This is a genomic window from Acinetobacter sp. YH12134, from assembly GCF_013418555.1.
Classification (GTDB): Bacteria; Pseudomonadota; Gammaproteobacteria; order Pseudomonadales; family Moraxellaceae; genus Acinetobacter; species Acinetobacter indicus.
On record NZ_VPBT01000003.1, the window covers coordinates 128,255 to 144,544 of the forward strand.

Here is a 16,290-nt window from a genome sequence, read left to right on the forward strand (position 1 = left end):
GATTATTTAGAATACAATTCTACAATCAAGCTTTCGTTGATTTCAGCAGGTAAATCAGAACGATCTGGTGCAGCTTTGAACGTACCTTCTAATTTAGCGTGATCAACTTCCATCCAAGAAGGGATACCACGTTGAGCAGCTAATTCAATTGCGTTTTTGATACGTAATTGTTGTTTAGCACCTTCGTGAACTGCGATCACGTCACCAGCTTTAACTTGGATAGACGCGATGTTAACACGACGGCCATTCAAAGTAATGCTACGGTGAGATACAAGCTGACGAGCTTCTGCACGTGTAGAACCAAAACCCATGCGATAAACGACGTTATCAAGACGGCTTTCAAGCAATTTCAACAAGTTTTCACCTGTTGCGCCTTTAACACGAGCTGCTTCTTTATAGTAATTACTAAATTGACGCTCTAAAACACCGTACATACGACGTACTTTTTGTTTTTCACGTAATTGTAGAGAATACTCAGATTGTTTGCCGCGCGCTTGGCCATGTTGACCAGGAGCTTTAGCGTGTTTTTTAGTTTTGACGTCAAATGGTTTAACGCCAGATTTTAGTTGCAGGTCTGTCCCTTCGCGGCGAGAGAGTTTGCATTTTGGACCAATATAACGAGCCATGAATGTTTCTCCTTACACGCGACGTTTTTTAGGTGGACGGCAACCGTTGTGAGGAATTGGAGTCACATCGGTAATGCTGTTAATTTTATAACCCACTGCACCTAATGCACGAACCGCAGACTCACGACCTGGACCAGGACCTTTTACAAGGACGTCCAAGTTTTTCAAACCGTAATCTAAAGCAGCTTTACCAGCAACTTCAGCAGCTACCTGAGCAGCAAACGGAGTTGATTTACGTGATCCACGGAAGCCTTGTCCACCTGAAGTGGCCCAAGCCAGTGCATTACCTTGACGATCGGTAATAGTCACAATGGTGTTATTAAAAGAAGCGTGAATGTGTGCAACACCTTCAGAGACGGTACGGGTGACCTTCTTGCGTGTGCGAGTATCTTTAGCCATCTTTTAGCTTCCAGAAATCTTATTTCTTAATTGGTTTGCGCGGACCTTTACGGGTACGTGCGTTAGTTTTGGTGCGTTGACCACGGACAGGCAAGCTGCGACGATGACGAAGACCGCGGTAGCAGCCTAAATCCATTAAACGTTTAATGTTCATGGAAATTTCGCGACGTAAGTCACCTTCGGTCGGAACCTTAGCAACTTCTGCACGAATCGCATCAAGCTGAGCGTCATCTAATTCACGGATCTTAGTGGTAGTAGCGATACCAGCAGCAGCTAAGATGTTCTTAGCAGTGTGGCGACCAATACCAAAGATGTACGTTAGAGAGATAACAGCATGCTTGTTATCCGGAATGTTTACACCGGCAATACGAGCCATTCAATTTTCTCCAAAAAGGCAGTTAAGATAATCAACCGCCCCACAAAAATCTTGAGGGGCGGATAATAACCTAATTAGCCTACTGAAATCAACAGGTCTTGATCAGATTAACCTTGACGCTGCTTATGACGAGGTTCTGCGCTGCAAATTACGCGGATAACCCCATTACGACGGATAACTTTACAGCTACCACAAATTTTCTTTACAGAAGCTTGTACTTTCATGATGAAACCTCTAAGTGCGCTTATCCCTTAGGATGAGCAGTCGTTTTTCTCATTAACGTTTGATTATCGTACTGGTGCGAGGTGAGATGTGCTTGAAGCTGAGCCATAAAGTCCATCACGACTACCACAACGATCAATAATGAGGTACCACCCAAATAGAATGGAATACCAAACGAGCTCTGCAATACCATCGGCATCAAGCAGACCACTGTGATATAAATCGAACCAATAAAGGTCAAACGATTGAGAATATGATCTAAGTAACGAGCAGTTTGCTCACCTGGGCGAATACCAGGCACATAAGCTCCGCTGCGTTTCAAGTTCTCTGACACTTCTTTCGGACTAAAAACTAGCGCGGTATAGAAATAACAGAAAAAGATAATTAACGCACCAAAGAGCACCAAATACAATGGCTGTCCAGGCGATAATACGAGTGCCAGATCTTGCAAGCTACGCTTGATAATCCCTGCATCAGGATCCGCACTTCCTACCCATTGACCCAGACTGGCCGGGAACAACAGCAGAGAGCTGGCAAAAATTGCCGGAATCACACCTGCCATATTAATTTTTAATGGCAAATGGGTTTGCTGTGCAGTAAATACACGACGACCTTGCTGTTTTTGAGCATAGTTTACCGGAATACGACGTTGCGCTTTCTCGATAAACACAATGGCTGCCAGTACCGCCAGTGACAACAGACCAAAAATCACCAGACCAATCAGGCTGGTTTGACCATTATCGACTGAAGATAGCGATTGCAAAATCAGATTTGGCAATCCGGCAACGATACCGGCGAAGATGATCATGGAAATACCATTGCCCACCCCACGTTCGGTAATCTGTTCACCCAACCACATCAGGAACATTGTACCCGCCACCAGCGAGGTGACTGCCGGAACGTAAAACGCAAGACCTGACGTTAAGGTAATCCCTTGACTGATCAGACCTGCACACATCCCGATTGCCTGTACTAAGGCAAGGAACAAGGTACCTTGGCGCGTATATTGATTAATCTTACGCTTACCCTGCTCGCCTTCTTTCTTTAAAGCTTCCAGCGAAGGAACCACGGTTGACATCAGCTGCACGATAATCGACGCAGAGATGTAGGGCATGATCCCGAGAGCAAGAATCGACATTCGCTCTAATGCACCACCCGAAAACATGTTAAACAAACCCAGGATAGTACCTGAGTTTGCATTAAAAAGATTTTCAAGTGCGGCATTATTAATGCCTGGTACTGGAATATGCGCTCCTAGTCGAAATACCAATAACGCACCAATGAGAAACATCATTCGGCGAATAATTTCACGATATTTCACGTGAAATGGTTGGCCTTTCATCATATGTACATGACCTGAAGAACTAGGAGACATAGACACTGGAGATTACTCCTCGACTTTACCGCCAGCAGCTTCAACAGCAGCTTTAGCGCCTTTAGTCAATGCAACACCTTGAACAGTGAAAGCACGAGTAATTTCACCAGAAAGTACGATACGCGCACGGATCATGTCTTTACGCACAACGTTCGCCGCTTTTAAAGTTTCTAGGCTAACGATGTCGCCTTCAACTTTAGCAAGCTCAGATAAACGTACTTCAGCAGTTTTTAAAGCGATTTGGCTAGTGAAACCGAATTTAGGTAAACGACGATATAACGCAGTTTGACCACCTTCGAAACCTGGACGTACGCCACCGCTCTTACGTGATTTTTGACCTTTGACACCACGGCCACCAGTCTTACCTACGCCAGAACCGATACCACGGCCCAGACGACGGTTTTCACGTTTAGCACCTTCTGCAGGTGCAAGTTCATTTAAACGCAGAGTCATGGCTTATTCCTCTACACTAACCATATAGTAGACTTGGTTGATCATACCACGGTTAGAAGGCGTATCTTGCACTTCTACAGTATGACCAATACGACGCAGACCTAAACCTTTCAGGCAAAGCTTGTGATTTTTCAAACGGTGCGATGCAGATTTAGTCTGGGTAACTTTAATCGTTTTCATGATTGATTACCCTTGAATTTGTTCTACAGTCAGACCACGTTTCGCAGCGACTTTCTCAGGAGAAGTCATATCACGCAGACCGTTGAAAGTCGCGTTTACTACGTTCGCAGCATTTGTAGAGCCATAACATTTTGTTAATACGTTACGCACGCCAACAGCCTCTAGAACTGCACGCATAGCGCCACCAGCAATTACACCAGTACCTTCAGAAGCAGGTTGCATGTAAACGCGGCTTGCACCGTGACGAGCATGAATAGGATGCTGAACAGTACCGTCAACAAGGTCAACAGTAATCATGTTGCGACGAGCAGCTTCAAGTGCTTTAGAAATAGCAGCTGGAACTTCACGCGCTTTACCACGACCAAAACCTACGCGACCATTACCGTCACCCACAACAGTTAATGCTGTGAAAGAGAAGATACGACCACCCTTAACAACTTTGGCAACACGATCAACGGCTACCAGCTTTTCAACAAGACCTTCGTTTTGTTCAACTTTAGCCATGATTAGAACTCCAAGCCGTTTTCACGAGCAGCATCAGCCAAGGCTTTGATACGACCATGATATTTAAAACCAGAACGGTCAAATGCAACTTTAGTTACACCAGCTGCTTTCGCACGTTCTGCGATTAAAGCACCAACTTTCTTGGCAGCTTCAACGTTACCAGTTGTACCAGCACGTAAAGTAGCATCTAAAGTAGAAGCTTGCGCTAAAACTTTGCCACCATCTGCTGAGATAACTTGAGCATAGATGTGACGCGGAGTGCGGTTTACACACAAACGAGTCGCACCCAATGCACGGATGTGCAAGCGTGTGCTTTTCGCACGACGCAAACGGGATTGTTTCTTTTCGTTCATAAGAACCTCGCGCCTTATTTCTTCTTAGCTTCTTTACGAAGTACAACTTCGTCAGAATAACGAACACCTTTACCTTTATATGGCTCTGGTGGACGGTAACCACGGATCTCAGCTGCTACCTGACCTAATAATTGCTTGTTAGCAGATTTCAGGATGATTTCAGTTGCAGTAGGAGTTTCTGCAGTTACACCTTCAGGAAGGCTGTAATCGATTGGATGAGAGAAACCAAGGTTAAGGTTAACAACAGTACCTTTAACCGCAGCTTTATAACCAACACCGATCAGTTGTAACTTACGTTCGAAACCTTCGTTCACACCTTTTACAAGGTTGTTTAATACAGCGCGAGCAGTACCAGCTTGCATCCAAGCGTCTTTCGACTCTTTTACTGGAGCAACTTGAAGAGTACCATCTTCCTGTTTTAGCTCGACCAGCGCATGCAGGTTGAAAGACAATGTACCTTTGCTGCCTTTCACTTCGACCTGCCGGCCGTTCTGAGTAACTGTTACACCGTTAGGTACAGTTACTGGGGCTTTAGCCACACGAGACATGAGGAATCACCTATTAAGAAACAAAAGCAATAACTTCACCACCAACGCCCGCAGCACGTGCAGCGCGATCAGTCATGATGCCTTTGCTTGTAGAAACAATTGCAATACCTAAACCTTGCTTAACGCTTGGAAGTGCATCTTTACCGCGATACTGACGTAGACCAGGACGGCTTACGCGTTTCACAGTTTCGATAACTGGTTTGCCTTCGAAATACTTTAATGTCAAAGTAAGAGTTGCTTTGCCTTCAACGTCAGCAACTTCTACATTGGCAATGTAACCTTCTTGTTGAAGTACGTTTGCAATCGCAACTTTCAACTTAGAGTTAGGCATAGAAACAGTTTGTTTCTTCGCCATTTGTGCGTTACGAACACGAGTTAACATGTCGGCAACGGTATCTTGCATACTCATTCTAGTCGCTCCTTACCAGCTTGCCTTAACAACGCCAGGTACATCACCTTGCATTACTGTGTCACGTAATTTGTTACGGCTTAAACCGAACTTACGGAAGTAACCATGAGGACGACCAGTTAAACCACAACGGTTACGAAGACGCACTGGAGACGCATTACGTGGTAATGCTTGTAACTTCATCATCGCTTCGAAACGCTCTTCGTCGCTTGCATTTACGTTTGCAATAACAGCTTTTAATTCAGCACGTTTTGCAGCGTATTTAGCAACAGTAGCTTCGCGTTTCAATTCGCGATTAATCATACTTTTCTTAGCCATATCGACCTCTTATTTGAACGGGAAGCCGAATGCACGCATAAGCGCACGGCCTTCGTCATCGGTGCGAGCAGTCGTAGTGATGGTAATATCCATACCACGAATACGATCAATCTTATCGAAATCGATTTCAGGGAAAACGATTTGTTCTTTAAGACCCATAGAGTAGTTACCACGACCATCAAATGATTTCGCAGAGAAACCACGGAAGTCACGGATACGAGGGATCGCGATAGAGATCAAACGGTCTAAGAATTCGTACATGCGTTCGCCGCGTAAAGTAACTTTACAACCAATCGGCCAACCATCACGGATTTTAAAACCTGCGATAGATTTACGAGCTAACGTAAGAACTGGTTTTTGACCAGCGATAGCTTGCATATCAGAAAGAGCACCATCAAGGAGTTTCTTGTCAGCAGCAGCTGCACCAACACCCATGTTGATAGTGATTTTAGTGATGCGAGGGATCTCCATCACATTCTTAATGCCCAATTGTTCTTGTAATTGAGCTTTAAGTTCGTCGTTGTAACGTGTTTTAAGTCTGGCCATTGCCTATTTCAACCTATTACTTCGCTACCGCCACTGATTCACCATTTGATTTGTAAACGCGAGTTTTCACGCCGTCAATCGTTTGGTAACCAACACGGTCAGCCTTTTGGGTTGTAGCATTAAAAATTGCCACGTTTGAAATATGAAGCGAAGCTTCCTGAGTTACGATGCCGCCTTCAGCGCCAGTAACACGGTTCGGCTTTTGATGCTTCTTAACCAGGTTAAGGCCTTCAACCTTAACGCGGTCATTAGAAACTGACAAAACAGTACCCTGTTTGCCTTTTTCTTTACCTGCGATCACGATTACTTGATCGCCTTTTTTAATCTTAGCCATGATTGCCTCTTATAGAACTTCAGGAGCCAATGAAATAATTTTCATGAACTGTTCAGTACGAAGTTCACGAGTCACTGGTCCGAAAATACGAGTAGCAATCGGCGCTTTGTTGTTGTTCAAAATAACGGCTGCGTTATCGTCGAAACGAATCACAGAACCATCTGGACGACGGATACCGAATTTTGTACGTACAACTACAGCATTCATCACGTCACCTTTTTTAACACGTGCGCGTGGAATTGCTTCTTTTACAGTAACTTTAATAATGTCGCCAACAGAAGCATAACGACGATGTGAACCACCAAGTACTTTAATACATTGTACGCGGCGAGCACCACTGTTGTCTGCTACGTCGAGCATCGTTTCGGTTTGAATCATTGCCCTACTCCAAAACCGAGCATCACCGGTCACAATTTCGAAAGGCTCAAAGAGTACTCGAAATTGACCGATGATGCAACAAGAACGTTAATTACTCAGCAGCTGCTTCAACAACTTCAACTAGAGTCCAAGACTTAGTTTTAGAAATTGGGCGGCTTTCTTTGATGGTTACAACATCACCGATTTTAGCGGTATTGTTCTCATCATGAGCATGTAATTTTGTTGAACGGCGGATTGATTTGCCATACAACGGGTGTTGAACACGACGTTCAATAAGCACAACAATAGACTTGTCCATTTTGTCGCTTACGACTTTGCCGGTTAACGTGCGGACTGTTTTATCACTCATTGTCCGTTCCCCTGTTTTTCGGTAAGGAGTGTCTTAATACGAGCAATAGTTTTACGAGCGACTTGCACTTCGTGCGATTTGCCCAATTGACCAGTTGCTTTCGCCATACGAAGACGGAATTGGTTAAGCTGTTGCTCATCAAGCAAAGCTTTCAACTCTTCTACCGACTTTTCACGTAGATCTTTAGTTTTCATTACATTACCGTCCGAGTCACGATAGTGGTTTTAAACGGAAGTTTAGCAGCAGCAAGCTTGAATGCTTCAGTTGCTAATTCATCGTTCACACCTTCCATTTCGTACAGGATCTTACCTGGTTTGATTTCGCAAACCCAGTATTCCACGTTACCTTTACCGTTACCCATACGAACTTCTAATGGTTTTTCAGTAATTGGTTTGTCCGGGAATACACGGATAAAGATCTTACCACCACGTTTAACACGACGGCTGATTGTACGACGCGCAGCTTCGATCTGACGCGCAGTCATACGACCACGTTCAGTCGCTTTAAGTGCGATAGAACCGAAAGATACAGTGCTACCACGGTGCGCTAGACCAGTGTTACGGCCTTTTTGAACCTTACGGAACTTAGTACGTTTAGGTTGCAACATGGATTATTCTCCTTTTTCAGCAGAACGATCATTGCGACGACCACGACGCTCTTGACCTTCACCACGACCGCGACCGCGTTTAGCTGGACGTTCTTCAGCTGGAGCTGGGTTCATGACTTGTTTCATGCCGCCCAGGATCTCACCACGGAAGATCCAAACTTTAACACCAATCGTACCGTAAGTCGTTTCAGCACGCATAGTCGCGTAGTCGATGTCCGCACGAAGTGTATGTAGAGGTACACGACCTTCACGATACCATTCTGTACGAGCGATCTCAGCACCGCCTAAACGGCCAGAAACTTCAACTTTGATACCTTTGGCACCAGCACGCATAGTGTTTTGAACCGCACGCTTCATAGCACGACGGAACATTACACGCTTTTCTAATTGAGAAGCGATTGCTTCAGCAACCAGACGTGCGTCTAAGTCTGGACGATCGATTTCGTTGATGCTTACTTGCGCTGGAACACCCATAATGTTGGTAAGTTCGCGCTGTAATTTCTCAATGTCTTCGCCTTTTTTACCGATAACGATACCAGGACGAGCAGTGCTAATAGTTACTTTAGCAGCGCCTGTCGGACGTTCGATAAGAATATTGCTTACCATTGCGTTCTTAAGTTTTTTAGTTAAAAACTCACGAACTTGAAGGTCTTTAAGCAAGTATTCAGCGTATTGTTTCGGATTCGCATACCAGTTAGCGTTATGACGTTTCACAACACCTAGGCGGATACCGATTGGATGAACCTTCTGACCCATATCAAACCCCTACCTTAACGGTGATGTGACAAGTACGCTTAGTAATACGATCTGCACGGCCTTTAGCACGTGGCATAATACGTTTCAGGCTCATGCCTTCATCAACGTAGATCGTAGAAACTTTAAGGTCGTCTACATCTAAACTGTTATTGTGTTCAGCATTTGCAATTGCAGATTCCAACGCTTTTTTAACCAGTACAGCAGCTTTTTTGTTGCTGAAGTTCAGGATGTTAAGCGCATGCGCAACAGATTTGCCGCGAATAAGGTCTGCAACCAAACGTGCCTTTTGTGCCGAGATAGCGGCACCGCGTAATTTAGCAGTTACTTCCATCATAGCACCTATTAACGTTTAGACTTCTTGTCAACACCGTGACCACGATAGGTACGAGTTGGCGCGAATTCACCGAGTTTATGGCCAACCATGTGTTCAGTAACGATTACTGGAACGTGGTTACGACCATTGTGTACAGAAATTGTTAGACCAACAAAATCCGGAAGAATCATCGAACGACGCGACCAAGTTTTGATCGGCTTACGAGAGTTGCTCGCAACAGCCGCTTCAACCTTAGCGAACAAGTGCGCATCGACGAATGGGCCTTTTTTCAATGAACGAGGCATTAGTCAGATTCCTTTACTTGTTACTTAACGCGACGGTCGCGAATAATCATCTTAGTCGTACGCTTGTTGGTACGTGTCTTGTACCCTTTAGCTTTTTGACCCCATGGGCTTACAGGTTGAATACCTTTGTTACGCCCTTCACCACCACCGTGTGGGTGGTCAACCGGGTTCATCGCCATACCACGTACGGTAGGACGAACGCCACGCCAGCGTGAAGCACCTGCTTTACCAAGTGAACGCAAGTTGCTTTCTGAGTTAGAAACTTCACCCAATACAGCACGACATTCAACGTGTACTTTACGCATTTCACCAGAACGTAAACGAACGATAGCGTAAGAACCGTCACGACCCAACAACTGAACTGAAGTACCAGCTGAACGAGCTAACTGCGCGCCTTTACCGATTTTAAGTTCGATGTTATGAAGTGTAGAACCGATAGGCATGTTGCGAAGTGGCAAGCAGTTACCTGGACGAATTGGAGCATCGTTACCAGACTGTACTTTATCACCAGCACGTAAGCCTTTAGGCGCAATAATATAACGACGCTCACCGTCAGCATACTTCAACAGTGCGATGTGTGCAGTACGGTTAGGATCGTATTCAATACGCTCAACTACAGCAGGAATGCCGTCTTTGTTACGTTTGAAGTCAACGATACGGTAGTGCTGTTTGTGGCCACCACCAACGTGACGAGTCGTAATGTGACCGTTGTTGTTACGACCACCAGTACGTTTTTTAGCTTCTACCAACGGAGCATATGGCGCGCCTTTGTGAAGGTGATCATGAACCACTTTCTCTACAAAGCGACGTCCTGGAGACGTTGGCTTACATTTTTGAATAGGCATAATTTTCGTCCTTATTCCGCTGCGGTTTCAGCGGTATCGCCCAAGTCAGCCATTTCAACATCTTGGCCAGCTTTCAGGGTGACGTATGCTTTTTTAACATCAGAACGACGTCCGATAGTTTTACCAAAGCGTTTAGTCTTACCTTTAGTGATAGTCGTGTTAACTTTAACAACTTCTACACCAAATAATTGTTCCACTGCTTTTTTGATTTCAAGCTTGTTTGCATTTAATGCAACCTTGAACACTTGAACACCAGCAGTTTCACCTAAAACTTGTGCTTTTTCTGAGAATACAGGTCCTTGTAGGACTTGATATAAACGTTCGTTGTTCATCCGAGTTCTACCTCAATTTTCTTAGCAGCAGCAACAGACATTACAACTTTATCGAACGCGATCAAGCTAACAGGATCGATTGCAGTAGCGTCAACCACATCAACGTGTGGAAGGTTGCGAGCTGCAAGGTATAGATTCTCATCTACAGCTTCAGTAACGATCAATGCGCGAGTTGCATTCAAGTCGTTCAGTTTTGCAAGCAATGCTTTAGTTTTAGGCGCTTCAACAGCAAACTCTTCAACTAATACAAGACGATCTTGGCGAACAAGTTCAGCTAAGATACATTGCATTGCACCACGGTACATCTTACGGTTCACTTTTTGAGACCAGTCTTGTGGACGAGCAGCAAAAGTTTTACCACCGCCAACCCAGATTGGGCTACGAATAGAACCAGCACGAGCGCGGCCAGTACCTTTTTGACGGAATGGCTTTTTACCACCGCCAGAAACGTCTGCACGTGACTTCTGAGCTTTAGAACCTTGACGACCACCAGCTAAGTAAGCTGTAACAACTTGGTGTACAAGCGCTTCGTTAAATTCACGGCCGAAAGCTACTTCAGACAATTCAACAGCAGAGCCGGAAACAGTTTTTAAATTCACGTTATTTCCCCTCAGGCCTTGATAGTAGGACGAACAGTTACGTCGCCACCAGTAGCACCAGGAACCGCGCCTTTAACAACTAGAACTGAACGCTCTGTGTCGATTGCAACGATTTCAAGACCCTGTGTAGTTACGCGTTCAGCACCTAAATGGCCAGCCATTTTTTTGCCTTTGAATACGCGACCAGGAGTCTGGTTTTGACCTGTAGAACCTAGAACACGGTGAGAAACAGAGTTACCGTGAGTAGCGTCTTGAGTACGGAAGTTCCAACGCTTAACACCACCTTGGAAACCTTTACCTTTAGATGTGCCAGTTACATCAACGATTTGACCAACTGTGAACAAATCTACAGTAAGCGTACCACCAACTTCACGACCTTCAAGCTCAGCTTCTGTAACGCGGAATTCTTGAACCAGACGACCAGCAGCAACACCCGCTTTCGCAAAGTGACCTTTCTGAGCGTTAGTTACGCGAGATTCGCGACGTTCACCAGTAGTGATTTGAATCGCTTGATAACCATCAGTTTCAAGCGTTTTGATTTGTGTGATGCGGTTAGGATCAACCTCAATCACTGTAACAGGTACAGAAACACCAGCATCTGTAAAGATACGGGTCATACCGCACTTGCGACCGACTAAACCAATAGCCATGTGCATAAACCTCTAAAAAAGCGGCTTAATTAACTTAGAGCGTTAATTAACCGAAAGCCTTAACCCAATGCGATCTGAACATCAACACCAGCTGCAAGATCTAATTTCATCAATGCATCTACAGTTTTGTCTGTAGGTTGAACGATATCGATCAAACGTTTGTAAGTGCGGATCTCATATTGGTCACGCGCATCTTTGTAAACGTGCGGTGATGTAAGAACGTTGAAGCGTTCGATGCGAGTAGGCATCGGGATTGGACCACACACTTGTGCGCCAGTACGCTTAGCGGTTTCTACGATCTCTTGAGCAGATTGATCAATTAAACGGTGATCAAAAGACTTAAGACGGATACGAATTCTCTGGTTAGACATACCAGTTAACTCCAAGCCAAAATATATAAAGAATCACTCTTGACGCATCTCACCCCACTAATAAAGGCAAGTGTCAAGAGCAGTGAAATATCACTAAGGTCGTGATCGATGCCACGACTGTAACGATAGTTAACCACTTTCTTCGCGGTTAACCCCCTTAATATCAAAGGGTCGCCCATTATAACGATTGTTTAATGCATAAGCAAATCCTTTTGTGGCTTTTTACATCATTTTTCAAATATTTCGACAAATCAATTGTTTAATAATTATACAGCCCGCCGCTGCGCTGCAGTTTGCTGTAATACATAATCTATCGCCTGATTTAATATCTGATTTCCTTGAATAAATTTATTTTTATTAGCGCGCTGCAGCTGCTCTACCGATTGCACATAAGGTCCCTGAAACAGGGCCAGCTCTTCTTCATCTTCCAGGAATAATTGCAGGCTTTCTGGCGTGGTTTCCGGGTGGAACTGAAAGCCCAGTACATTTTTGCCAATCTGATACATCTGATTGCGACAGGCATCATTTTCGGCCAGATGCACAGCCCCTTTGGGAATCTCGAAGCTTTCGCTATGCCACTGCATGACATTAAACTGCTCCGGCAACTGAAAATAGTCTGATGGCACATGACTGACCTTGCGCACCTCGTGCCAGCCCAGCTCCTGTACAGGATGGCGACTGACGGCCGCACCCAGCGCATTGGCGATCAGTTGCCCACCCAGACACAGACCAATGGCCGGTTTTCCCATGGCCAAATAACGCCTGAGCCAGCGTTTTTCCATTTTTAACCAGGGGAAATTGGCTTCATCATTAACGCTCATGGTGCCGCCCATGACAATTAACAAATCGACCTCCTCGATCTGCGGCAGCGCTTCAATATCCAGTGCTGAATCAACCGGCAAGGCAAAAAATTCTGTGGCACTGATCTCTGCATTTAACCGTTTTAAATGCGTATAACAACTTCCAAATCCTTCACCAGCAATATGCTGAAAATAATGTACTTTTAAATGCGACGCCATGCGCTGAAACCTGTTGTTGTAGCTATGCTTTTAGGCTTTGCAAAAATGAAGCCAACTTTAGCGCCGAGTGTTCAAAGTCAAATAAATACAGCCAGATATGGCACAACTGATCCTTTTCTCTTAAGCTAAATTCAATTGATTGTCCTGATTTGAGCGAAGTCGTGAAAAAAAATCCGCAAACCGAACTGATTCATGCACCACGAAAAGCCCCTCAACTGATTTCTACGGTTCAACCTCCCCTCTATCGTGCATCGACGATTATTTTTAACAACACCGATGCACTGTTTAATCGCCACTGGACCGATGCCTATGACTATAGTTATGGCACGCATGGCACGCCGACGACCTTTACGTTAGGTGATCACATCGCGCAGATCGAAGGCGGTCTGTATCACCTGCTGGCGCCGAGCGGCCTCTCTGCGATTAATCTGGTCAATTCCTGCTTGTTAAGCCAGGGTGATGAGGTCTGGGTTCCGGACAATATTTATGGTCCGAATATGGAGCATCTGCGTAATCTGCAGCAGCGTTATGGCATTGCCGTCAAGGTCTATAACCCGTTGGAGGTAGAAAGCTTTAGCCCAAGTGATAAAGCCAAACTGTTATGGCTGGAAGCGGCTGGTTCGGTGACACTGGAGTTTCCGGACTTAATTGGTCTGGTAAAAAAAGCCCAAGCCCATAATATTTTGACTGCGCTGGACAATACCTGGGGCGCAGGACTGGCCTTTAATGCCTTTGATTTTGGCGAGGACCACTTAAGCGTAGATCTGACCGTGCATGCGCTAACCAAATATCCAAGCGGGGGTGGCGATATTTTAATGGGCTCGGTGGTGACGCGTGACCAGAAGCTCCATCATCAATTATTCCGGATGCATGCCATTCAGGGGATTTGTGTCAGCGGAGATGATACGGCGCAAATCCAGCGCAGTCTGGCCTCCATGCAGCTGCGTTACCAGCAACAGTCACAATCAGCACTGACCTTGCTGAACTGGCTAAAACAGCAAAAAGAGCTGGTTCAGGTCCTGCATCCGGCTGATCCGGACAGTGCCGGTCATGCATACTGGAAAGACATCTGCAAGGAGGGTCACAGCGCCGGACTGGTTAGTGTGATTTTTGACAATAACTACAAGTTGCAAGATATTCGCAATTTCTGTGACAGCTTAAAACTGTTTAAGCTTGGCTTTAGCTGGGGGGGACCGGTCAGTCTGGTCATGCTATATAACTTAAAAGAAATGCGTGTGCTTGAACATTCACATTTGAAGGAGGGTTTTCTGGTTCGTTTCTGTATTGGTCTGGAACATCCGGAAGATCTGATTCAGGATATTCAACAAGCTTTAAAAGTCTTAGCTTAAATATCGACATAAAAAATTGGGCAATTTGCCCAATTTTTTACATTATTGTTTCGCTTTACTTAAAGTAATCATAGCTTACTGAAACAGTCTCACCTGCTTTTGGTAAAGTTGTTCCATAGAACACTAAACTTACGCCAGAATTACTATAAACTAGATCAAAGCCTTGTCGATGTGTTGTATCACGCGCAACATTTTGACCATTTACTGTCACTTTAACAGTTGAAGGTACTGGTACCTGTTTTAAACTAAACTGACTTGCAAGACCGGTTGCTACACGAATAATGTCATCAAATACTACATTCCAGCTTGTGGCATCCGCACAAATTGAAGCAGAAGCCCCACCAGTCAACCGTGCAATCTCTTTAAAATGACCACCGCCCTCTGCTGATCCACCTTGACCATTACATTCGAATCCTGGTGTACTCCAAGAAATTGTAGGATCTGCAAAAGTTGGACGAATATGATCAGATGTACCTACAATCGAAAAGTAGGTAGTGTTTGTAGACAAGAAATAATTTTTATAATCATTAAAATCTCGTCGTGTATAGTTACTATATACTGGACTGGACTGCCAATATGTTTCATTTTCAGGCTCATCTGAAACAAACACCACTAAATTCTTCACGTTTGGACGGTCAAAACCAGTCAAATCTGCTTCACGAACGCAGTAAAAACCTGTTTCAGTACCTGAACCATAAGTTCCAGGTTGAGCCAAGGTTGCCCACTCTTGCTCTGCATCAGGTGTATTTCTATCAATAAAATTAGTCGTTTTATCTTTTAAAGTTCTAAGCGACTTACATGCGTACGCATCCTGCGTATTCACTGCTAAACGATAATCTACACCTGCTTGATTCAATGATTTAAAGAACTGTGCAGCACCATTAGCCAAGTTACGCTGTTCTTCAGACATTGAACCTGAAGAATCAATATTCCATAAAATGTCAACCGCATTTGCAGATTGTGTTGTTTGAGTAAAAGTTTCTTTTACTGTAGCCACTTCAATATCCGCATTGCTACTTAAAGCACTAGCAATATTCAAATCACCATATACTTGGTTAACTTGATCACTATTACTCGCTACGTAAGTATTTCCCCAAATATAACCTAATTGGTTTGCAAGCCAAAAAGATAGATTGAGACGTAATTTTTTATCACTTGCTTGTACGGCTACAGGAGTAGTAACAGATGAATTTGAATTTAATACAGATAACAACAGATCACGAACTTTAGTCAGTTCATTGGCATTAGAAAAATCAATATCCAAGATTACATTAACCACTTCACCTTGAGCATTCGTAGATACACGATTAGTTAAAATATTGACTTTTGCATTTTGCTGGATAAGAGCATCAGTAAATGCAGCTAAATAGAATTTACTAAATTCATCTAAATTTTGATTTAATACAACGGATCTCACTTTCGCTTGATTCTGTGCCGATGAAGCAGTTAAATCAACCTGTGAAGCAAATCCAGCTGCTTTTGTCACATTATCATCTAACAATAAAACAGTCCGACCTGATGTTAATGCTGTCTCTGTAAAATATTCAGGATTCACTGCACCAAAAACTGCAATATTTGCCTTTTCACTTACTACAGTTGCAACATCTTGAATAGTAGTAGGCGTTTCGTCTGGCTGTTCTGGTGGAACTGGATCAGTAGGCTTTGATATTGAGCTATCTGAATCACCACCACATGCCGTTAAAAATACAGATGTTCCCACTAACATTGCTAATAATTGTTTGTTAAGTTTCATTTATACCCTCTAACCGTTTTC

Annotated in this window: 29 protein-coding genes; 1 reads left to right on the forward strand and 28 read right to left on the reverse strand. The window is 44.2% G+C overall.

Going from position 1 to position 16,290, the window contains the following annotated elements; genetic code table 11:
* Positions 1-2: 2 nt before the first annotated feature.
* The 27 genes from rpsD to FTU69_RS03645 all read right to left on the reverse strand — a co-directional run bounded on the left by rpsD (position 3) and on the right by FTU69_RS03645 (position 13,167).
* Entirely contained in the window at positions 3-626 is a 624-nt protein-coding gene (rpsD, locus tag FTU69_RS03515) for a 30S ribosomal protein S4 (RefSeq protein WP_016658534.1), read from the reverse strand.
* A 12-nt stretch (positions 627-638) separates the two neighbouring features.
* Positions 639-1,025 carry a 30S ribosomal protein S11 gene (gene rpsK, locus FTU69_RS03520; protein ID WP_001040166.1) on the reverse strand — a complete coding sequence of 129 codons (387 nt, stop codon included), beginning with the start codon at positions 1,023-1,025 and terminating at the stop codon, positions 639-641.
* Positions 1,026-1,044: 19 nt separating this feature from the next.
* Positions 1,045-1,401 (reverse strand): 30S ribosomal protein S13, encoded by a 357-nt coding sequence (rpsM, locus tag FTU69_RS03525; RefSeq protein WP_005012957.1) that lies wholly within the window; start codon positions 1,399-1,401, stop codon positions 1,045-1,047.
* 107 nt (positions 1,402-1,508) lie between these two features.
* The gene (rpmJ, locus tag FTU69_RS03530) at positions 1,509-1,625 is read right to left on the reverse strand and encodes a 50S ribosomal protein L36 (protein ID WP_000867907.1); all 117 of its coding nucleotides are present in this window, start codon (positions 1,623-1,625) and stop codon (positions 1,509-1,511) included.
* 20 nt (positions 1,626-1,645) lie between these two features.
* Entirely contained in the window at positions 1,646-2,965 is a 1,320-nt protein-coding gene (gene secY / locus FTU69_RS03535) for a preprotein translocase subunit SecY (protein WP_171065119.1), read from the reverse strand.
* 45 nt (positions 2,966-3,010) lie between these two features.
* Complete coding sequence (gene rplO / locus FTU69_RS03540) at positions 3,011-3,451, reverse strand: 50S ribosomal protein L15 (protein WP_005180254.1); 441 nt, start codon at positions 3,449-3,451, stop codon at positions 3,011-3,013.
* Positions 3,452-3,454: 3 nt separating this feature from the next.
* A complete protein-coding gene (gene rpmD / locus FTU69_RS03545) occupies positions 3,455-3,631 on the reverse strand; it encodes a 50S ribosomal protein L30 (RefSeq protein ID WP_005180256.1) in 177 nt (58 codons plus the stop codon).
* Positions 3,632-3,637: 6 nt separating this feature from the next.
* Entirely contained in the window at positions 3,638-4,135 is a 498-nt protein-coding gene (gene rpsE / locus FTU69_RS03550) for a 30S ribosomal protein S5 (RefSeq protein ID WP_005180258.1), read from the reverse strand.
* 2 nt (positions 4,136-4,137) lie between these two features.
* A complete protein-coding gene (gene rplR / locus FTU69_RS03555; protein ID WP_005180260.1) occupies positions 4,138-4,488 on the reverse strand; it encodes a 50S ribosomal protein L18 in 351 nt (116 codons plus the stop codon).
* Positions 4,489-4,502: 14 nt separating this feature from the next.
* Entirely contained in the window at positions 4,503-5,036 is a 534-nt protein-coding gene (gene rplF / locus FTU69_RS03560; protein WP_005180261.1) for a 50S ribosomal protein L6, read from the reverse strand.
* A 13-nt stretch (positions 5,037-5,049) separates the two neighbouring features.
* Positions 5,050-5,445, reverse strand: a complete 396-nt coding sequence (gene rpsH / locus FTU69_RS03565) for a 30S ribosomal protein S8 (RefSeq protein WP_005180264.1) — start codon at positions 5,443-5,445, stop codon at positions 5,050-5,052.
* A 12-nt stretch (positions 5,446-5,457) separates the two neighbouring features.
* Positions 5,458-5,763: a 30S ribosomal protein S14 gene (gene rpsN / locus FTU69_RS03570; protein ID WP_005180266.1), complete on the reverse strand. Its 306-nt coding sequence runs from the start codon at positions 5,761-5,763 to the stop codon at positions 5,458-5,460.
* Between the two features lie 9 nt (positions 5,764-5,772).
* Positions 5,773-6,309 (reverse strand): 50S ribosomal protein L5, encoded by a 537-nt coding sequence (gene rplE, locus FTU69_RS03575; protein WP_005180272.1) that lies wholly within the window; start codon positions 6,307-6,309, stop codon positions 5,773-5,775.
* Between the two features lie 16 nt (positions 6,310-6,325).
* Positions 6,326-6,643 carry a 50S ribosomal protein L24 gene (gene rplX / locus FTU69_RS03580; RefSeq protein ID WP_005180274.1) on the reverse strand — a complete coding sequence of 106 codons (318 nt, stop codon included), beginning with the start codon at positions 6,641-6,643 and terminating at the stop codon, positions 6,326-6,328.
* 9 nt (positions 6,644-6,652) lie between these two features.
* Positions 6,653-7,021: a 50S ribosomal protein L14 gene (gene rplN / locus FTU69_RS03585; RefSeq protein WP_001982634.1), complete on the reverse strand. Its 369-nt coding sequence runs from the start codon at positions 7,019-7,021 to the stop codon at positions 6,653-6,655.
* 91 nt (positions 7,022-7,112) lie between these two features.
* Positions 7,113-7,370 (reverse strand): 30S ribosomal protein S17, encoded by a 258-nt coding sequence (gene rpsQ / locus FTU69_RS03590; RefSeq protein WP_005180277.1) that lies wholly within the window; start codon positions 7,368-7,370, stop codon positions 7,113-7,115.
* Positions 7,367-7,564, reverse strand: coding sequence for a 50S ribosomal protein L29 (gene rpmC / locus FTU69_RS03595; protein WP_000849928.1), 198 nt, complete (start codon positions 7,562-7,564; stop codon positions 7,367-7,369). Before rpmC ends, rpsQ begins: the two co-directional genes overlap by 4 nt.
* Positions 7,564-7,977, reverse strand: a complete 414-nt coding sequence (rplP, locus tag FTU69_RS03600; RefSeq protein WP_005180280.1) for a 50S ribosomal protein L16 — start codon at positions 7,975-7,977, stop codon at positions 7,564-7,566. Before rplP ends, rpmC begins: the two co-directional genes overlap by 1 nt.
* A 3-nt stretch (positions 7,978-7,980) precedes the next feature.
* Positions 7,981-8,733 carry a 30S ribosomal protein S3 gene (rpsC, locus tag FTU69_RS03605; protein ID WP_005180281.1) on the reverse strand — a complete coding sequence of 251 codons (753 nt, stop codon included), beginning with the start codon at positions 8,731-8,733 and terminating at the stop codon, positions 7,981-7,983.
* 1 nt (position 8,734) lies between these two features.
* Complete coding sequence (gene rplV / locus FTU69_RS03610; RefSeq protein ID WP_001982638.1) at positions 8,735-9,064, reverse strand: 50S ribosomal protein L22; 330 nt, start codon at positions 9,062-9,064, stop codon at positions 8,735-8,737.
* An 11-nt stretch (positions 9,065-9,075) separates the two neighbouring features.
* Positions 9,076-9,351 (reverse strand): 30S ribosomal protein S19, encoded by a 276-nt coding sequence (gene rpsS, locus FTU69_RS03615; RefSeq protein ID WP_001138119.1) that lies wholly within the window; start codon positions 9,349-9,351, stop codon positions 9,076-9,078.
* Between the two features lie 20 nt (positions 9,352-9,371).
* Entirely contained in the window at positions 9,372-10,196 is an 825-nt protein-coding gene (gene rplB, locus FTU69_RS03620; protein ID WP_005180283.1) for a 50S ribosomal protein L2, read from the reverse strand.
* 11 nt (positions 10,197-10,207) lie between these two features.
* Positions 10,208-10,528: a 50S ribosomal protein L23 gene (gene rplW / locus FTU69_RS03625; protein ID WP_005180285.1), complete on the reverse strand. Its 321-nt coding sequence runs from the start codon at positions 10,526-10,528 to the stop codon at positions 10,208-10,210.
* A complete protein-coding gene (rplD, locus tag FTU69_RS03630) occupies positions 10,525-11,127 on the reverse strand; it encodes a 50S ribosomal protein L4 (RefSeq protein ID WP_005180287.1) in 603 nt (200 codons plus the stop codon). The genes rplW and rplD overlap by 4 nt, the downstream gene beginning before the upstream one ends.
* Before the next feature lie 11 nt (positions 11,128-11,138).
* On the reverse strand, positions 11,139-11,777 hold the full coding sequence (rplC, locus tag FTU69_RS03635; RefSeq protein WP_005180289.1) for a 50S ribosomal protein L3: 639 nt from the start codon (positions 11,775-11,777) through the stop codon (positions 11,139-11,141).
* Positions 11,778-11,836: 59 nt separating this feature from the next.
* Complete coding sequence (gene rpsJ, locus FTU69_RS03640) at positions 11,837-12,148, reverse strand: 30S ribosomal protein S10 (RefSeq protein WP_005180291.1); 312 nt, start codon at positions 12,146-12,148, stop codon at positions 11,837-11,839.
* A gap of 266 nt (positions 12,149-12,414) precedes the next feature.
* Positions 12,415-13,167, reverse strand: coding sequence for a type 1 glutamine amidotransferase (locus FTU69_RS03645; protein ID WP_180103504.1), 753 nt, complete (start codon positions 13,165-13,167; stop codon positions 12,415-12,417).
* A 161-nt stretch (positions 13,168-13,328) separates the two neighbouring features.
* Between FTU69_RS03645 and FTU69_RS03650 the strand changes: the two genes are divergently transcribed.
* Entirely contained in the window at positions 13,329-14,516 is a 1,188-nt protein-coding gene (locus tag FTU69_RS03650) for a PLP-dependent transferase (RefSeq protein ID WP_180103505.1), read from the forward strand.
* Between the two features lie 55 nt (positions 14,517-14,571).
* On the opposite strand, the gene FTU69_RS14745 is transcribed toward FTU69_RS03650, so the two are convergent.
* Positions 14,572-16,269, reverse strand: a complete 1,698-nt coding sequence (locus FTU69_RS14745) for a hypothetical protein (RefSeq protein WP_257223585.1) — start codon at positions 16,267-16,269, stop codon at positions 14,572-14,574.
* Between the last annotated feature and the right edge of the window lie 21 nt (positions 16,270-16,290).